This window comes from Methanobrevibacter sp. UBA188 (assembly GCF_905234905.1).
GTDB lineage: Archaea > Methanobacteriota > Methanobacteria > Methanobacteriales > Methanobacteriaceae > Methanocatella.
The window spans coordinates 1-16,589 of record NZ_CAJOJM010000015.1 but is presented as its reverse complement, the minus strand read 5'-3'; the positions used below and the strand labels follow the sequence as shown (position 1 = coordinate 16,589).

The following is a 16,589-nucleotide window of genomic DNA, read 5'->3' as shown; positions in this document are numbered from 1 at the left end:
TGATTATTAATTCTTCGTGTATAAAATGAGGTTGATATGATGTCAGAAATGATAAGAGAAGATGGTAGGAAGTTTAATGAATTGCGTCCTATAAAAATTGAAGCTGGAGTTCTTGAACGTGCAGATGGTTCAGCTTATTTGGAAGTTGGAGGAAATAAAATTTTAGTTGCTGTTTATGGGCCAAGAGAATCATATATCAGAAGATTACTAGAGCCTAATACTGGTGTTATCAGATGCAGATATAACATGGCTCCATTTTCAGTAGATGATAGGAAAAGACCAGGGCCTGATAGAAGATCATCTGAAATTTCTAAAATTACTGCTGATGCATTAAGACCAGCATTAATGTTGGAAAATTATCCTCGTTCAATGATTGATATTTATATAGAAGTAATTGAAGCTGAAGGTGGAACTCGTTGTGCAGGAATTACTGCAGCTTCCGTTGCTTTAGTTGATGCAGGAATACCTATGAAAGATATTGTTGTAGGTTGTGCTGCTGGTAAAGTTAATGATGAAATTGTGCTTGATTTGTCTGAAGTTGAAGATAAAGAAGGTCAAGCTGATGTTCCAATAGCTATTATGCCAAGAACTGGTGAAATTACTTTATTACAAAGTGATGGTAATTTAACTGAAGAAGAATTTGCAAAAGCAATCGATTTAGCTATGGAAGGATGTCTTGAAGTAAGTAAGCTTCAAAAAGAAGCTTTAATGAAAAAATATTCTACAGAATAGTGGGTGGATAATATGGATATAGTACCAGAAATTACAAGACAAAGTATTACTAACCTTGTCACAAATGATAAAAGAGAAGATGGCAGGGGATTAGATGAGTATAGGGATATTTCTATTGAAACTGATGTAATATCTAAAGCTGAAGGTTCTGCTCGTGTTAAAATTGGTGGAACTCAAGTTATTGTAGGTATTAAACCACAACTTGGAAGCCCATTTCCAGATACTCCTGAACTTGGAGTTTTAATGACTAATTGTGAAATGTTGCCAATGGCTGATCCTAACTTTGAACCAGGACCACCTAGTGATGATTCAATTGAACTTGCACGTGTGGTTGACAGAGGTATTCGTGAAAGTGAATTAGTGGAATTGGATAAATTATGTGTTGAAGAAGGAAAACACGTTTGGATGTTATTTATTGATTTACATATCATTGATAACTGTGGAAATCTCTTTGATGCATGTGAATTAGCTGTAATGGCTGCACTTAAATCCACTAAATTACCTGTAGCATCAATTGTTGATGAAGAAGTTGTTTTAAGTGAAGATGAAACTTTTGATTTACCAATTAACAATGAATTAGCTTTATGTACTTTTGTTAAAATTGGTGATAAAATGGTTTTAGACCCAACATTGGATGAAGAAAGAGTTGCAAGTGCTCGTTTAAATGTTGGTGTTACTAAAGATGGTAGAATTTGTTCTATGCAAAAAGGCGGTTCCCAACCATTTAATAAAGAAGAACTTCTTTCAGCTGTAAATGTAGCTGTTTCAAAAACAAAAGAATTGATAGAACATCTCTAAATGTCTGATGGGCGATTTAGATTTCTAAATTCTTTTTTTTCTATTTTTTTATTATCAATTAAAACAAATTTTGTATCTATTTTTTCTATTAATCCTTTGATGTGCAAAACATCTGTATTGATTAATTCTTCAATAGTCGGAATTATATTTTTACTGTAAATTGAATGGAGTGGTTCAGATGTTTTTAGTTTCATATTGGAATCATGAAAAGGCACAATTGCCTGATAATTCACATCAATTTCTTTAAAAATAGTTTTCACATATTTTTGTGAGACATATGGGCTATCACAAGGCAACACTAATGCATAATTGCTTGTGACGTATGATAATCCGGTCATTATCCCTGGCATAGGGCCTTTGTCTTTTATTTTATCTTCAACAAAGGTGATTTTATAAGTGTAATCTTTTGGATTTATGAATTTGCTATAGTTTTCAATTCTTTTTTCATCATTTAAAACAATTATTGCTTCATTAATTTGGTGGTTTAAAGTAGAAAGGATGTGTTTTATCATAGGTTTATCCTGAATAATCATAGATCCTTTGTCACGCCCCATTCTACTACTTTTACCTCCACATAAAATTATACAAGATTTAATATTTTCATTATTTTCGTTTTCATTACTCATATTAAATCTCCTATTTTTTTTCATTCTGTAACATATACGCTTGCTGTTTCATCAAATGGATTGGTACGTATTATCAATGCGATCATGTAAGGGTAATGCTTATTCAAGTATCTTAAATAGTAAACCCATTCATAGACTAATTTGCTGTATACTCTTTGCATGTCTCCATTTAAATGAGCAAAGTCTGAATCTGAAACTAATGCCAAATCTTTTCTGTGTTCTAATTCTTCATCCAGGTGAAGAATTGCATTTATCAAACCGGTGAACTCTTCCTTTTCAAGTAGATTTGGATTGTTTATTAAATTGATAATGAACTCTCTTTTATCAACTAATAGGGTTCTTAAGTTTTCTAAAAACTCTTCCCTATCTTCTAATCCCATATCTATGGCTGAAAAGTCAACGGTAGAACTTTTAAGTTCATTTAATTTATTTTCATAATCTTTATCTTCCCAGTTTTTAATGGATTTTAAGTTTTCAGTACTTGCTTTATATTTGTTTACGGTACTTAATTGATTGATTAATTCATTTCCAACTTCAGAAAAGAATGTGCTCATAAGCATATCTAATTTTTCAAGCATTGCTTCTTTTTCTTTTCTTTCAATAATTTCATCAAGTAAAAATGCCACGAGTAAAATATCTACTGGAATAAAACCTAAATGGGTCCAAACATAAGATATGATATGTTCAGCATCTCCTAAGACCAAATAATTTGATCCATAGATGATAATTATTAAAAGGACCATTAATATTGAAAATTTTAATTTCCAACTTAAACGTTTACTCATTTTATAATCTCCTTTTTTTTATCTTTTTTTAGCAGTTATAATCGCTATTGGGTTTTCGCTAATCATTAATATTCCACGATCAAGAACTCTTCCATTAGAAACATTAACTTCCATGATTTTTGGATTATATCCCAAATCTTTAAGTTTGTTAATGGCTTCAACTTTAGTGTCAACCAATATCGCAGTGATTAGTATCCTGCCCTTTGAATTTAATTTTTCATCAACAATGTCTAAGATATTTTCAAGTTGTCTGCCACTGCCCCCAACAATGGCAATGTCAATATTGTCAATATCTTTTAGAGCATTTGCTCCATCATCATTAATTAATGTGACATTATCGCCTAGTCCGAACTTTTCAAGGTTTTTACCTGTAACTTCAATTGCTTCGGGATTTGTATCAATGGATATGACTTCACCTGCTCTTTGTGAAAATTCACATGTAAGTCCTCCGGTCCCACATCCGCAATCAACAACCTTGTCGGTATCTGTTACTTCAGATTTATATAGCAAAATTGCTCTTATGGCTTCCTTGGTTGGTCCAGGCACATCACAGGATTTAATAAAATCCGTATCTTCTAACATTTACTTCCACCTTTTAAATAAATTATTTTCAATTTTTAAAGAGTCTAGAATCTTTCCAACAATGAAGTTTATTTGGTCATCTACCGTATCATGGTTGGAATAAAATCCAGGCATTGCTGGCAGGATTATAGCTCCTTCTTGTGATAATGTTAGCATATTTTGAATGTGAATACTTCTAAGTGGAGTTTCACGTGGAACAATAACTGTTGGTCTTTTTTCTTTAAGGCTCACATCTGCCACTCTTGTAATTGTATTTGATCCATATCCGTTGGCTATGGATGACAGTGTTTTCATGGAACACGGTACAATGGCTAATGCATCGGCTTTAAAGGACCCGCTATTGATTGAAGCGGTCATGTCATTGAAATCATAGTAGTTATCGGCAATTTTTATGATTTCATCCACTTCATATTCGGTTTCAGATTCAATAACTGTTTTCGCAGCGTCACTGATAACTAATCCGCTTTCAATATCTAATTCTTTTAAAACTTCAAGTAATCTTATTCCATAAATTACTCCACTTGCTCCAGTTATTGCAACAATAATCATTTTATCTCCTAAAATAGTTTAATTTGGTCATAATGAATTCCATGGAATTTTTCCTTATCTATTTCCGGCAAATCCAAATATTGTTCTAATTTGAATTTTTCAAATTTTTCCTTTTCATCTTCGGGAACGTAAAGGCTTATGTCAGGTATGTTGAATCTGGCTTTGCTTAATGCTGAAATGATGTTGGAAATTTCTGTCAATGGATATAATTTTCCATCCAAATCAACCTGGGTTTTCATTTCATCAAAACGAGGATATGCTGCTATGTTGATAAATACATAGTCTTCATTGATATTGTAATCCTCAGATATTTCTTTTTCAGCTTTTCTCAATTCATCTGCCTTAATCTTATACATTTTTTCTGGAATTTTAAAATTATCCAATCTGATTGTCTTTACTCTTTTTAACAGTTTTCTGTTGTCTAATCGATTCATGATGTCATTTGCATATTTGTTGTCGCAATTTCTAAATATTGAGACAATATCATTATCATCATATTTGTAAATGTCTTTTTCATTGATTATGCCGTCATCGATTATCTTTCGAAGACTTCTTCTAAACATCGAATTGACGATTCGAGTAGTATGGTGTTGATAAACGCTTGGATACATGAAATATCTGGAGACTAATGCTCCTTCAGCTGCCTGAACACCTTTGATATTTAATATTAATCCGTCTTCCAGTTTTAAGTTTGATATTATTCTTTCATAATCAATAACTCCATAGGCCACACCGGTGTTGTGTGAATCTCTTAAAAGGTAATCCATTCTATCGACATCAAGTTCTCCAGAAACAATGGGTCCTAAATATCCTTTTCCATTGACAATGTCTACAATATCATTGACGTTGAATTTTTCTTCAAGCAAATCTCTCATTGATGTTTTTGTAATAACATATTTTGTAAGCTCTTCATGAGGTACTGAAAGCACTCCTTCTGAAACGTGGGAGAATGGGCCATGACCTATATCATGTAGGAGAGCGGAGATTCTTATCAGTTCAATTTCATCATTTGATAGTTCCAATTCGGTTGCTAGTTTTGATCCTAGGTTCATTGTTCCAATTGAATGCTCAAATCTTGTGTGATTTGCACCGGGATAAATTAAACTGATTAAACCCAATTGCTTTATTCTTCTTAAACGTTGAAATTGGGGCATGTCCATGATTTGCTCTTCAAATTTGTTTAAACTGATATCTCCATATACACTATCTCTGATAAATTTTTTCTTTTCTCCCATTATCAATACCTCCAATTGTAACTTTCACTATAAGAATAGTGGTTGGTATAATTGTCCGTATAAGTGGTATAATTGTCGTAAACATTTGTAGTGTTATGTGTGCGATTAGTTGTGTTGGTAGTATTTGTTTTGTTTACAGGTTCTATTATTGTAGGAACTTCTTTAATTTCTTTTGGCATAAATGAATTATTTTCAATTGAAATTAATTTATAAGAATCAGTTTTTGGGGTTACTGTCAAATTTACAAATACGCTGCTAATACAAAATGCAATAATTGCTATTATAAAAAATATTAATAAATTAGCTTTTATTGACTCTCTCATAATAACACTTTTTTCTGTTTTTTTTTAAAAATTTAATCAATACTATTATTATCTATTTAATAAGCTATTATTTAATATTTCTTATTTAATTGAATTTTAAAGTAATTTTTTAAGCTATTTTGAAATTTTTATAGGTTTTGTTAAGATTTTTTTTGTTTTTGTATTGTGTTCAATCAAAATGTTTATATATACCTAAATGCAATTATTATATATCGGAAGTATACTTCCGACATATTGTTTCCGGCTACGGCCGATATTAAATTTTTGAGTAAGATAAAATGGATATGTTTAGTGCTGGTGATACTGCATGGATTCTGGTTTGTACATTACTTGTATTACTAATGAGTATTCCTGCAGTAGCATTTTTTTATGGAGGATTAAGTAAAAGAAAAAATGTTTTAAATACAATTTTTTTAACTTTCATTGCATTTTCTATTATTAGTATAATTTGGGTAATTTTCGGTTATCAATTTGCATTTGGAAGTGATGTTAATGGATTAATAGGTTCACCAACAAATTTCTTTTTACAGGGAATTTCTTTGGATGATTTAAACGGAACAATTCCAACATTGTTGTTTGTAATGTTTCAATGTGCTTTTGCAGGTTTGACCTGTGCGATAATGTCAGGAGCTTTAGTTGGCAGGATGAAAACAAAAGCATGGATAATATTTGTTCCGCTTTGGGCTTGTTTAGTTTATGTCCCTATTGCCCACTGGGTATGGGGAGGAGGATGGCTAATGCAAATGGGAGCATTGGATTTTGCAGGAGGTGCAGTAGTTCACATTAACTCCGGTATTTCTGCATTGGCTGTTGCTTTAGTATTAGGTAGAAGAAAAGACACTTCATTAATTCCACACAACTTAGGATATGCAGTTTTAGGCGCTGCTCTTTTATGGTTCGGATGGATGGGATTCAATGGAGGATCTGGTCTTGCAGCAGATGGACTTGCTGCTAATGCAATTATAGTTTCAAATGTCTCCGCTGCTATGGGTCTTGTTGTTTGGACTATATTGGATACTTATATTGTAGGAAAACCAACAATACTTGGTGCAATATCCGGTGCAGTCGCTGGTTTAGTAGGAATTACTCCTGCAGCAGGTTTTGTTGATGTTTTTGGAGCATTGGTGATTGGTGCAATATCACCGATAATTTCATACTTTGCTATATATTACCTAAAACCTAAATTAGGATATGATGATGCTTTAGATGTATGGGGAATTCATGGTATGTCTGGAGTTTGGGGTGCAATTGCTACTGGAATATTTGCTGTTCCAGCAATTGGCGGAACTGCCGGATTGTTATATGGAAATCCAAATCAAGTATTAATTCAAATAATTAGTGTAGTGGCCACTATTGTATATTCATTTACAATTAGTTACATATTAGCTAAAATATTGGATAAATCACTGGGTGGTATGAGAGTAGACGAAGGCGAAGAGATCGGAGGATTGGATTCCAATCTCCACAAGGAGTCTGCTTATAACTTTAATTCATAGGTGACATGTTATGAAAAGTATTGTAGCTATTATCAGACAAGAGAAATTCAATGATGTTAAAAATGCCCTTTTGGAAGCAGGTTGTGAAGGAATGAATGTAACTGAAGTAAAGGGCAGAGGTAGTCAAAGAGGTATAAGAGAATCATACAGAGGTTCTAGTTATTGCATTGACTTGATTCCAAAAACACGTATCGAAATAATTGTTAAAGATGAAGGTGTAGATTTAATTGTTGATGCAATTAAAAAAGGAGCTTATACAGGTAATATAGGTGATGGAAAAATATTTATCTACCCTATTGATAATGTAATTAGAATCAGAACTGGTGAAGAGGGTGATAATGCTGTTTAGGAATTTTTCTTAAAAGTATAAAATGGGGGAATAATTTTGTTTATTTCCCAATTAAAATTTTTTTCATTTCAATTTCAATAATCAATAACGACACCATTTATTTCGGATAAATCAACCCATGGGCTTATTCCTTTTAGTTCATATAATGTTCCATTTATGTATTCAAAGTCAACATTTTTATTGTCGCTTTCTAAATGGACTCTGTTATCGTTAATCTCACCTACTCTTTTTATGATTCCACCATATTCTTGAGAATTAGCTATAACAATGTCTCCAACATGAATATTTTTTGTTTTATTCACCAATACACTTTGACCATTCTTTAAAGTTGGATTCATTGATGTTCCACAGACATATGCAATAATTGGGATTTGATTTTTACCCAAACTTGAATCAATATTGATTTCAGGATTTTTTAATCCATGTCTGGTGCATATATCATTAATTCCATTGTATAAAGTAGTGATGTTTGATGCTGAATCATTCATAGCATCCAATGTATAATCGCAGATTTCACCATTCAAACTCTTTGAGTTAATATTGGCCATTGTATGAGTTGAAACGCTGACATTTTCACCATCAATGTAAATATCTACAGTTTCCTTAGAAATTAAATTAAATGCAAAAATAGAAAGTATGATAATTATAAATATAGCCAAAATTATTTTTTTAGCCATTTACATCACTCGTCCATTATGTTTAAATCCATATTAAGCAAAGCTTTCATTGTTTCAATATCGATTTGGCCGGGTGCTGTAACGTCAGTTCCAGCTGCAAAAGTAATTGGTGAGTTAAATTTGGATGCCATGACTCTGGTGTAGCTTCCTAGGTCGCCCATGGAAATGGCAATAGTGTCGCTGCAATGTGAAAGAACTGCAAGGATTGTTAAGGTATCCTCTAAATCCTGAGGCATAAATGCAACTTTTGCAATGTCTCCTAATTCCTGTTCTTTTTCAACAATGTATGTTATTTCATTTAAATCGGGTGTTTTTTCAAAATCATGATATGAAACGATGGTTTTTACTCCGGTATCATGTATTTTTTCTATATATTCGTCATTGCTTTGAAGTTCAATATCAACATACTCCACTAACTCAGCGCACTGGTATAGTATATTGAAGCGATCTTTTTCACTACCCTTAAAAGAACCGCCTTCAGTACTGATTCTATTGGTGGCTATCATTGGAAAATTAATTTCTTTGATTGTATTTTTAATTTCAGTAATGTCAGGATTTTTAAGTCCATCAATTCTAAATTCTAACACATCAGCTCCTTTTTCAATGCAATCCTCAGCTACTTTTATGACGTTTTCACAATCTTTTTGAAAAATGGGAATTGCAATTTTGGTTTGAGAATACATTAATATATAATATTATACAAAAAATTATTAATGTTTATATAAATTAAAAAACAAAATATATACCAATAAAATATTTATATTTTATTTGTTTGTTTAATAAATTTTAAATAGGTGTTAACTTGAAAATTACAGCTATAGGTGCAGATATTTCAAAAAATGATGTATCTTGCAGTACTAAGCTAGTAGAAACTATTGAAAAAAACCTTTATAAAGTTAAGGAACTAGGTGCAAGGAATGTTGCTTTAACAAATGTCACTGGTGATGATGTTGTGGTAAGTGCATTTGTAGAAGATGATTTGCTTGAGCCTATTAATGAAGGTATTGTAAATATTTTAAAATTAAGTGCAGAAGACTTCGGTGATTTATCTGGAATTTCACAGAATCCTGAAGAAGCAGGAGAGGGAATTTCATATGCTGAAGCAAGCATAAGACCAGATAGATATCCTGATGCTATTGTTTTAGGTTTTGACACATATGGTGGTGAACCATTTGTAGCAGATGTGGCAAACTCTGCTATTGAAGCTGCAGAAGGCATGAAAAATTGTACTGATGTTTCAAATTATATTGAAGCTAAAACAAGAAAAATACCGGGTGTAGGTTATGTTTCACCAGAAACGGATGATCCAGTTGTTGTGGCTACTGTTGAAAATATAGAATCTGTTGGTGTGATTGCAGGAGCGATGATTGGTGCTGCACTTGGAAATAAAAATACTTATTTAGTTAAAAGAGGGACAACCTGTAATGTGTTGCCAGGTAGTGTAATATTTTCCGCTACTGCTTTTATGAATGGAAATGTTATTGATTTAGCAGTTCCATTTGAAAATAAAACAAGAATATTAAGATAGGAGTTTTATATATGATTTTATTAAATGAAGATACAAAATGTTTGGTTCAAGGAATAACTGGAAAACAAGGTTCATTTCACACAGAACAAATGTTAAAATATAATACCAATATTGTTGCAGGACTTACTCCTGGAAAAGGTGGCCAAGACTTTTTAGGAGTGCCTATTTTTAATTCAATTGAAGAAGCTAAAGAAGAAGTTGACATCAATTCTTCAATTATTTTTGTACCTGCAAGGTTTGCTAAAGATGCTGCTTTTGAAGCAATAAAACATTTGGATTTAGTTGTTATTATTTCAGAACATATTCCTGTTCATGACAGTATGAAAATTATGGAATATGCAAAACAGATGGATACTACTGTCATAGGTCCAAATACTCCGGGAATTATTTCTCCTGGAGTCGGTAAATTGGGAATAATGCCTACTCATATTTTTTCTGAAGGAAATATTGGTGTAATTTCAAGAAGCGGTACATTAACTTATGAAATTGCAAGTGAACTTACAAATGCTGGAATCGGTCAAAGTACTGCTGTAGGTATTGGTGGAGACCCTGTCACCGGAAATAATTATGTTGACATATTAAAAAGATTTGAAGAAGATGATGCTACTGATGCTGTTGTATTGATTGGTGAAATCGGAGGAAATGCAGAAGAAAGAGCTGGAAAATACATTCATGATGAAATGTCAAAACCTGTTGTTTCTTACATTGCTGGAAGAACTGCACCTCCTGGCAAAAGAATGGGTCATGCAGGAGCTATTATTCAGGGAGATTCTGGTACTGTTGCAAGTAAAACCAAAGCTTTAAATGAAGCTGGTGTGGATGTAGCTAAAAAACCATCTGAAATTGTAGAATTACTTAAAAAGGTTATGTAATGTCAAATCAAGAAATTATTGATAAATTATTAAATGGAGAAATGAAACTTTACCAGGTTGATGGTGAGGTTTCTGCCAGTGAAGCAACTGATATTAGAAGAGAATTTTTAGAACAGAAATATGGCCTGAAATTATCTAATATCTCAAATTACACACTTGATATGGAAAGAGCATCTGCCCGTAACATTGAAAATTCTATTGGCGTATTGCAACTTCCAATGGGAATTGCAGGTCCTTTGAAAATCAATGGAGAGTTTTGTCAAAGGGAGGTGTTTGTTCCGTTAGCTACTTCTGAAGGAGCACTTGTTGCATCAATAAATAGGGGTGCATCTACAATTACCTCTTCTGGTGGGGCTAATGCAAGAGTTGTGTCAGATATTATGACTCGTGCACCTGCAATCAAATGTAGTGGTGCAGGTGAAGCTTTAAAAATCAAACAATGGTTTATTGATAATTTCGATGAATTAAAAGAAATTGCTGAAGGTACAACTTCACATGGAAAATTAATTAAAATTGATCCTATCTTAATTGTTGGAAGCTATGTTTATCCAAGATTTGTTTTTTCAACTGGAGACAGTATGGGAATGAATATGGTAACAATAGCTTCTGAAAAAATATTAGAAAAATTAGCACAGGACACTACTGCGAATCATCTTGCATTAAGTGGTAATGTTTGTGTTGATAAAAAGCCTGCGGCCATAAATATAGTCGAAGGCCGAGGAAAAACAGTCATAGCAGATATATTAATACCTAAAGACATTGTTGAGAAAAAACTCAAAACTACAACTGATTCAATTGTTGAAGTCAATATGGCTAAAAATCTGATTGGTTCTGCGGCCAGTGGAAGCATGGCATTCAATGCTCATTATGCAAATATGGTTGCTGCAATATTTTTAGCGACTGGACAGGATGCAGCTCATGTTGTTGAAGGTTCATTAGGAATCACCACTGCTGAAAATAGAGATGGTGATTTATATTTCTCTGTAAACTTACCTGATTTGCCTGTAGCTACTGTTGGTGGTGGAACAAGCCTTGAAGTAGCTCATGAAGGATTGGAAATTTTAGGTGTTGCAGGTTCTGGTCATGCAAAAGAATTTGCAGAAATAGTGGCATGTACTGTTTTGGCAGGTGAATTATCTCTTGTTGGGGCAATTGCAGCAGGACATCTTGCAAGAGCTCACCAACAACATGGAAGAGGATAAAATGGATGACTTTGATGAATTGTATCCTGAATTAACTCTTGAAACTGATGATATGATAATGACTATTGCCGTTAAAAAGGACTACTCTAGAATTGAAGATTTGGATAAAAGAAAAGAAGAATTCATCAATGATTTAAACAATTTCATTAAAGAATTTAGTGAAACACCGGAATCCGATGATTTCATGAGATATTATGACTATTAGTATTTGGAATCAAGTTTTTCAAATACTTTTTTAACATTTACCTTTGTTTCAAAACATCCTGTTTTTTCAAGTAAAACTCCTTGCGGACAAAAATCGGACAGTAACATCATCACTTGATTTAAATCTTCATGACAGGCAACGCCTATAACTGCCTGGAACTTATTTTCTTTTACTATTTTTTTAACAAAACTTGACCCTGGAACGATATATAATTTATAACCTAAAGAATCAGCTTTCTTTTTAATAGCTCCTATTGAACATAATCCGCATTTGGTACAGTTCAAACCCTCTTTTTGGAGTGTTGCAGGACAATCCCTATGTCTTAAACAATGCGGTAGAAAAATCAATGTTTTTTCAGCAGGAATATGTCTGAATTTTTCCTTGTTGATTTCATCCCTAACTTTAATGGCTATATTATCAATCAAATGTTCATCAAGCTTTAAGATACGGGATATTGTTTTAAAAGGTGAATATAATAAATCCACAATATATAAAATGAATCTGGGGAATTTTATCTGGTTTTTACGAGCAATTAAATATCCTAAAATCAATACTACAATAAAAAGTATGACGATTAAGATGGCTATAAAAACCACTAATTGACCTAAAAACATATAAAATGAATCAATGAATATCATTTTTTAACCTAAAATTTTTCAATGGTGTAATTATCGAAATTTTTATTTAATTTAACCCCAGTTGGTGTTTTTGTTATTTCAAGTCCGGATAAACTGTCACAGGAACATAGAATATTTTGTTCCGGGTGTGTTCCAGGTATTATGTTGCAGTTTAAGTTTACTCCATCACCAATGGATATTACAGTTTCCAAACGTTTGGTTGATGGATGATCTTTATTTAGAATTATCAATGGGGATGATTCTTCACGGCTCAAATAAGCTTGTGAACGTATTGCTCTTTTATCTTTTTTAAAGTTGGATACGGCGATTATGTCATCTGATTCTAAAAATTGAACTATCTCTTCGTTGTCCTGTGTAGCAATAAACAACATTTTATTTTCGTAAGCTACTTTTACAATGCCTACGATGCCTGTTTCCCCTTCAAGAAATAGTATTTCATCATTTTTAAAATCAATATTCATAATAATCACTTAAAAAATAAAAAAGAGAGTAAATAAATTTACTCTGCAAGTTCAACATTGTCACTTTGACATGATGGACAAACTACCTTTTTTCCAAGACCTTTAAAGGAGTTTCCACAGTCTTTGCAATGATATTTTTTTGTTTTTAATTTTTTCAAATCAATATCGGCCATTGGTCCTCCGCTAGAACACATTTAAAATCACCTATATTATTATATATTATATATATTATTAATAGTTTATTTTAGATGTTATATTTTTAATTTTTTCAAGAATATTTTCATCATTTGTTAAGTCATAAATTATTTCATAATAATATAGGGACTGACTGTATAGGCGATTCTTTTCATATTCATCAGCCAATTCATAAAGTGTGTCCAAAACAAAAGGGTTGACTCCCAGTTGAATATTTTTGTTTTTGATAATGTTAATGCATTCATCTAAATTTAATTTCAATTCACTGTTTTTGGATTGGATATAATTGATTTCACTATATGCCTGAGGACTCAATTCATATTCCATGCTATATATAAATAATGCCAGAGCTATTTCCATTTGATTTTCTTCTATATAGTAAAAACCTAATTGCCTGTAACATCTTGCAATATCTTGTGGGTAATATGCATATTTTAATGCGTCTGAGACAAACATATAATATTTATTATAGGTGTATGTGTGAATTTTATAAATTTCGCTTAATTCAAGTATTACCCTTGAGGATACGGGATTGATTTTAATTGCTTTTTTAAGATATTCCTCTGATTTTTCAAATTGATTATCTTCAAGAAGTAAAAATCCATAAATATAATATAAGTCCAGAACAGGCTGATTTGTTGGGATATATTTAATTTCATTTTTGCTTCCTATGTATCTCATGAAAATAAGTTCTTCTAAGGTATTTGTAAAAAAATGGTATTCTGCATCGTCATCGTTTTCAAAAGGGGATTGATATTTATTAATGAATTTATCGAGTTTTTCAAGTGCGACTTTTGATTTTCCATTTTCGATTTCATAAGCTACTTCATTTAAAATGTCCATTAATTGTGTTTTGTTTTCAATAATTTGATTATATTCCTCCTTTTCAAATTCGCTAAGGCAATCCCACATCATGCTGGAGATTTCATTTAGGATTTCCTTATTGTTGGGGTGATTTTTGTAAACATCCATTTGTGAAGATAAATATTTTTTATTTAAATCCTTGTTTTCTCCTAAATTAGATTTAATTTCATTTATAATTTCTTCGTACATTAACACACCTAAAGTTACTTTAATAGGTAATATTTTTATATTACCAATACTTATATTATATATGTATAAAAATTTACTTTTATATTATTTTATTAAAAAAATTTTAAGGTGATTATGAAATGGCAAATCAACCAATTTTTATCCTTCCTGAAGGAACTGAAAGGTATTCAAAAAAAGATGCTTTAAGAATGAATATCACAGCAGCTAAAGTATTATCAGGTATTGTAAGAACTACTTTAGGTCCTAAAGGAATGGACAAAATGTTAGTTAACTCATTAGGTGATGTAACCGTCACCAATGATGGTGCAACTATCATGAGAGAAATGGAAATTAATCAACCTGCAGCTAGAATGCTTGTAGAAACAGCAAAAAAACAAGAAGATATTGTTGGAGATGGAACTACTTCTGTTGTTGTCATTGCAGGTGAATTATTAAGTAAAGCTGAAGAGTTATTGGATGATGGAATAGCAACTTCCATTGTTGTTAAAGGATTTAGAAATGCTACTGCAAAAGCAATTGAACTTTTAAATGGTATTGCTATTGATGCTGATGACGAAGAAACTCTTAAAAAAGTGGCTGTTACTGCTATGAGTGGTAAAGGTTCTGATTATGCAAAAGAACATTTAGCAGATTTAGTTGTTAAAGCAGCATTAAGAATTAAAGAAGATGGAAAATCTGACATTGATAATATTAATATTCAAAGGGTTTCTGGAGATTCAGTAGAAGATTCATTTTTAGCTGAAGGAATAGTAATAGATAAGGCACCTGTATCTAATAATATGCCAAAAGAAGTTAAAGATGCAAAAATCGCTATAATGAAATATCCTATTGAATTAAAAGATATTAATACTGATACTAAAATTGATATAACAAGCCCTGATCAATTTGAATCTTTCTTACTCCAAGAAGAACAAATGATTAAAGATTTAGTACAAAAAGTCATCGATTCTGGAGCTAATGTATTATTCTGTCAAAAAGGTATTGATGATATGGCAGAACATTACTTGAAAAAAGCTGGAATAATGGCTTACAAAAGAGTTAAAAAATCTGATATGGAAAGAATTGAAAAAGCTACTGGTGCTAAATTTGTATCTGACATTGATGATTTATCTCCTGAAAAGTTAGGTGTTGCTGGTCGTGTATATCTTGATAAAGTATTTGATCATGAATTAACTTTCATTGAAGATTGTGAAAATCCAAAAGCATCTTCTATTGTACTTAGAGGAAGCACCCGTTACGTAACTGAACAAATCGCAAGAGCATTGGATGATGCTTTAGGTGTTGTTGCAGCTACTATAGAAGAAGGTAAAGTCCTCATTGGTGGAGGAGCTTGTGAAATAGATTTAGTAAAACAATTAAGAGAATATGGTGAATCTGTAAGTGGAAGAGAACAATTGGCTATTTTAAAATATGCTGAAGCATTGGAAGTTATTCCAAGAACTTTAATTGAAAATGCAGGTTTAGATACTATTAATTTAATTGCAGATTTAAAAGCAGCTCACGAAGATTCTCCTTTCTTAGGTATAAATGTCTTTACTGGCGAAGTAGAAGATATGAAAGATTCTGGTGTAATTGAACCATTGAGAGTTAAAATCCAAGCACTTCAATCTGCTGGTGAAGCATCTGAAATGATTTTACGTATTGATGATATGATTGCAGCAAGAAATGCATTAGAATCTACCGGACCTGATGAAAGTGGAAATGATGCAAGTGGTATGCCTCCAATGCCTCCTGCTCCGGGTATGGGTGGAATGCCTCCAATGATGTAATTTTGAAAAATTCTATATTTTTCAATTTTTTTTATTTTTTTTAGAATATAATCTTATTTTACAGTATTAATTTAATATTATCTTTGTTTTTTGGTTTAACCTAATTAAATTTAATTTTTTTCATTAAATCAAGTTTAAATTATATGTTATTTTGTTTAATAAGCTTTTACATTACTGTTTTAATTTTAATAAATTAAAGTTACTTAAATTTATATTTCATATGATTTAGTTTTTTTATAGGTTATTTGGATTAATATGTTTTTTATTTGTTTATTTTCATAGGTTTTTAGTCTTATTTTTAAAAATTAAAATTGTTTAATTGGATTTAGAAATAACAAAGGTTTATATAAGATATTTGTGATAAATATTGTTGAAGTGAGATTGTAATCTCATGAGTAATTTATAAAATTGTTACGGAGGTAAATTATTTTGAACAAACAAATATTACTCACTGTGTTTTTGGCGTTTGCTGTTGTTTTTTCAGTTTGTGCTGTTAGTGCCAGTGATGTAAATG

21 protein-coding genes are annotated in these 16,589 nt (G+C 31.6%); 9 read left to right on the top strand and 12 right to left on the bottom strand.

All coding sequences use genetic code 11. The annotated features are described in order from the left end of the window. Window positions 1-36: 36 nt before the first annotated feature. Together rrp41 and rrp42 are read left to right on the top strand one after the other, a co-directional pair. A complete protein-coding gene (gene rrp41, locus QZ143_RS04470) occupies window positions 37-732 on the top strand; it encodes an exosome complex exonuclease Rrp41 (RefSeq protein WP_292605473.1) in 696 nt (231 codons plus the stop codon). Between the two features lie 12 nt (window positions 733-744). Beyond that, the gene (rrp42, locus tag QZ143_RS04465) at window positions 745-1,530 is read left to right on the top strand and encodes an exosome complex protein Rrp42 (RefSeq protein WP_292881629.1); all 786 of its coding nucleotides are present in this window, start codon (window positions 745-747) and stop codon (window positions 1,528-1,530) included. On the opposite strand, the gene QZ143_RS04460 is transcribed toward rrp42, so the two are convergent. The 6 genes from QZ143_RS04460 to QZ143_RS04435 are packed head-to-tail and all read right to left on the bottom strand — an operon-like array spanning window position 1,527 to window position 5,630. After that, entirely contained in the window at window positions 1,527-2,156 is a 630-nt protein-coding gene (locus tag QZ143_RS04460; RefSeq protein ID WP_292881622.1) for a molybdenum cofactor guanylyltransferase, read from the bottom strand. The genes rrp42 and QZ143_RS04460 overlap by 4 nt on opposite strands. 20 nt (window positions 2,157-2,176) lie before the next feature. Beyond that, a complete protein-coding gene (locus tag QZ143_RS04455) occupies window positions 2,177-2,941 on the bottom strand; it encodes a hypothetical protein (RefSeq protein WP_292605467.1) in 765 nt (254 codons plus the stop codon). Between the two features lie 18 nt (window positions 2,942-2,959). Next, the gene (cbiT, locus tag QZ143_RS04450) at window positions 2,960-3,523 is read right to left on the bottom strand and encodes a precorrin-6Y C5,15-methyltransferase (decarboxylating) subunit CbiT (RefSeq protein ID WP_292881613.1); all 564 of its coding nucleotides are present in this window, start codon (window positions 3,521-3,523) and stop codon (window positions 2,960-2,962) included. Then, complete coding sequence (locus QZ143_RS04445; RefSeq protein WP_292881606.1) at window positions 3,524-4,072, bottom strand: UbiX family flavin prenyltransferase; 549 nt, start codon at window positions 4,070-4,072, stop codon at window positions 3,524-3,526. An 8-nt stretch (window positions 4,073-4,080) separates the two neighbouring features. Further along, entirely contained in the window at window positions 4,081-5,307 is a 1,227-nt protein-coding gene (locus QZ143_RS04440) for an HD domain-containing protein (protein WP_292881604.1), read from the bottom strand. Window positions 5,308-5,309: 2 nt separating this feature from the next. Next, window positions 5,310-5,630 (bottom strand): hypothetical protein, encoded by a 321-nt coding sequence (locus QZ143_RS04435; RefSeq protein ID WP_292605461.1) that lies wholly within the window; start codon window positions 5,628-5,630, stop codon window positions 5,310-5,312. 278 nt (window positions 5,631-5,908) lie between these two features. On the opposite strand from QZ143_RS04435, the gene QZ143_RS04430 reads away from it, so the two are divergent. Next, window positions 5,909-7,126 carry an ammonium transporter gene (locus tag QZ143_RS04430; RefSeq protein ID WP_292881602.1) on the top strand — a complete coding sequence of 406 codons (1,218 nt, stop codon included), beginning with the start codon at window positions 5,909-5,911 and terminating at the stop codon, window positions 7,124-7,126. 10 nt (window positions 7,127-7,136) lie between these two features. After that, complete coding sequence (locus tag QZ143_RS04425) at window positions 7,137-7,475, top strand: P-II family nitrogen regulator (protein WP_292881600.1); 339 nt, start codon at window positions 7,137-7,139, stop codon at window positions 7,473-7,475. 74 nt (window positions 7,476-7,549) lie between these two features. Here QZ143_RS04425 and QZ143_RS04420 read toward each other — a convergent pair whose 3' ends face one another. Continuing rightward, a complete protein-coding gene (locus tag QZ143_RS04420) occupies window positions 7,550-8,152 on the bottom strand; it encodes a S24/S26 family peptidase (protein ID WP_292881593.1) in 603 nt (200 codons plus the stop codon). A 5-nt stretch (window positions 8,153-8,157) separates the two neighbouring features. Continuing rightward, window positions 8,158-8,835: a type I 3-dehydroquinate dehydratase gene (gene aroD / locus QZ143_RS04415; protein WP_292605453.1), complete on the bottom strand. Its 678-nt coding sequence runs from the start codon at window positions 8,833-8,835 to the stop codon at window positions 8,158-8,160. Between the two features lie 119 nt (window positions 8,836-8,954). On the opposite strand from aroD, the gene QZ143_RS04410 reads away from it, so the two are divergent. Genes QZ143_RS04410 through QZ143_RS04395 form a run of 4 tightly spaced genes read left to right on the top strand, consistent with a single transcriptional unit; the run spans window position 8,955 to window position 11,959 of the window. After that, window positions 8,955-9,680, top strand: coding sequence for a hypothetical protein (locus tag QZ143_RS04410; RefSeq protein ID WP_292605452.1), 726 nt, complete (start codon window positions 8,955-8,957; stop codon window positions 9,678-9,680). A gap of 11 nt (window positions 9,681-9,691) precedes the next feature. Then, window positions 9,692-10,552, top strand: a complete 861-nt coding sequence (gene sucD, locus QZ143_RS04405; protein ID WP_292605450.1) for a succinate--CoA ligase subunit alpha — start codon at window positions 9,692-9,694, stop codon at window positions 10,550-10,552. Continuing rightward, a complete protein-coding gene (gene hmgA, locus QZ143_RS04400; protein WP_292881591.1) occupies window positions 10,552-11,754 on the top strand; it encodes a hydroxymethylglutaryl-CoA reductase (NADPH) in 1,203 nt (400 codons plus the stop codon). Before sucD ends, hmgA begins: the two co-directional genes overlap by 1 nt. Continuing rightward, window positions 11,720-11,959: a hypothetical protein gene (locus QZ143_RS04395; RefSeq protein ID WP_292605446.1), complete on the top strand. Its 240-nt coding sequence runs from the start codon at window positions 11,720-11,722 to the stop codon at window positions 11,957-11,959. The genes hmgA and QZ143_RS04395 overlap by 35 nt, the downstream gene beginning before the upstream one ends. On the opposite strand, the gene QZ143_RS04390 is transcribed toward QZ143_RS04395, so the two are convergent. From QZ143_RS04390 to QZ143_RS04375, 4 genes are read right to left on the bottom strand one after another with little or no spacing between them, the layout of a single operon-like run. Next, complete coding sequence (locus tag QZ143_RS04390) at window positions 11,956-12,597, bottom strand: DUF116 domain-containing protein (RefSeq protein WP_292881587.1); 642 nt, start codon at window positions 12,595-12,597, stop codon at window positions 11,956-11,958. The two genes, QZ143_RS04395 and QZ143_RS04390, sit on opposite strands and share 4 nt — an antisense overlap. An 8-nt stretch (window positions 12,598-12,605) precedes the next feature. Beyond that, the gene (locus QZ143_RS04385) at window positions 12,606-13,058 is read right to left on the bottom strand and encodes a hypothetical protein (protein WP_292881584.1); all 453 of its coding nucleotides are present in this window, start codon (window positions 13,056-13,058) and stop codon (window positions 12,606-12,608) included. 38 nt (window positions 13,059-13,096) lie between these two features. After that, complete coding sequence (locus tag QZ143_RS04380) at window positions 13,097-13,252, bottom strand: hypothetical protein (protein WP_165814026.1); 156 nt, start codon at window positions 13,250-13,252, stop codon at window positions 13,097-13,099. A 37-nt stretch (window positions 13,253-13,289) separates the two neighbouring features. After that, a complete protein-coding gene (locus QZ143_RS04375) occupies window positions 13,290-14,306 on the bottom strand; it encodes a hypothetical protein (RefSeq protein WP_292881580.1) in 1,017 nt (338 codons plus the stop codon). A gap of 119 nt (window positions 14,307-14,425) precedes the next feature. Between QZ143_RS04375 and thsA the strand changes: the two genes are divergently transcribed. Then, the gene (gene thsA, locus QZ143_RS04370; RefSeq protein ID WP_292881577.1) at window positions 14,426-16,075 is read left to right on the top strand and encodes a thermosome subunit alpha; all 1,650 of its coding nucleotides are present in this window, start codon (window positions 14,426-14,428) and stop codon (window positions 16,073-16,075) included. The last annotated feature ends 514 nt before the right edge of the window (window positions 16,076-16,589 follow it).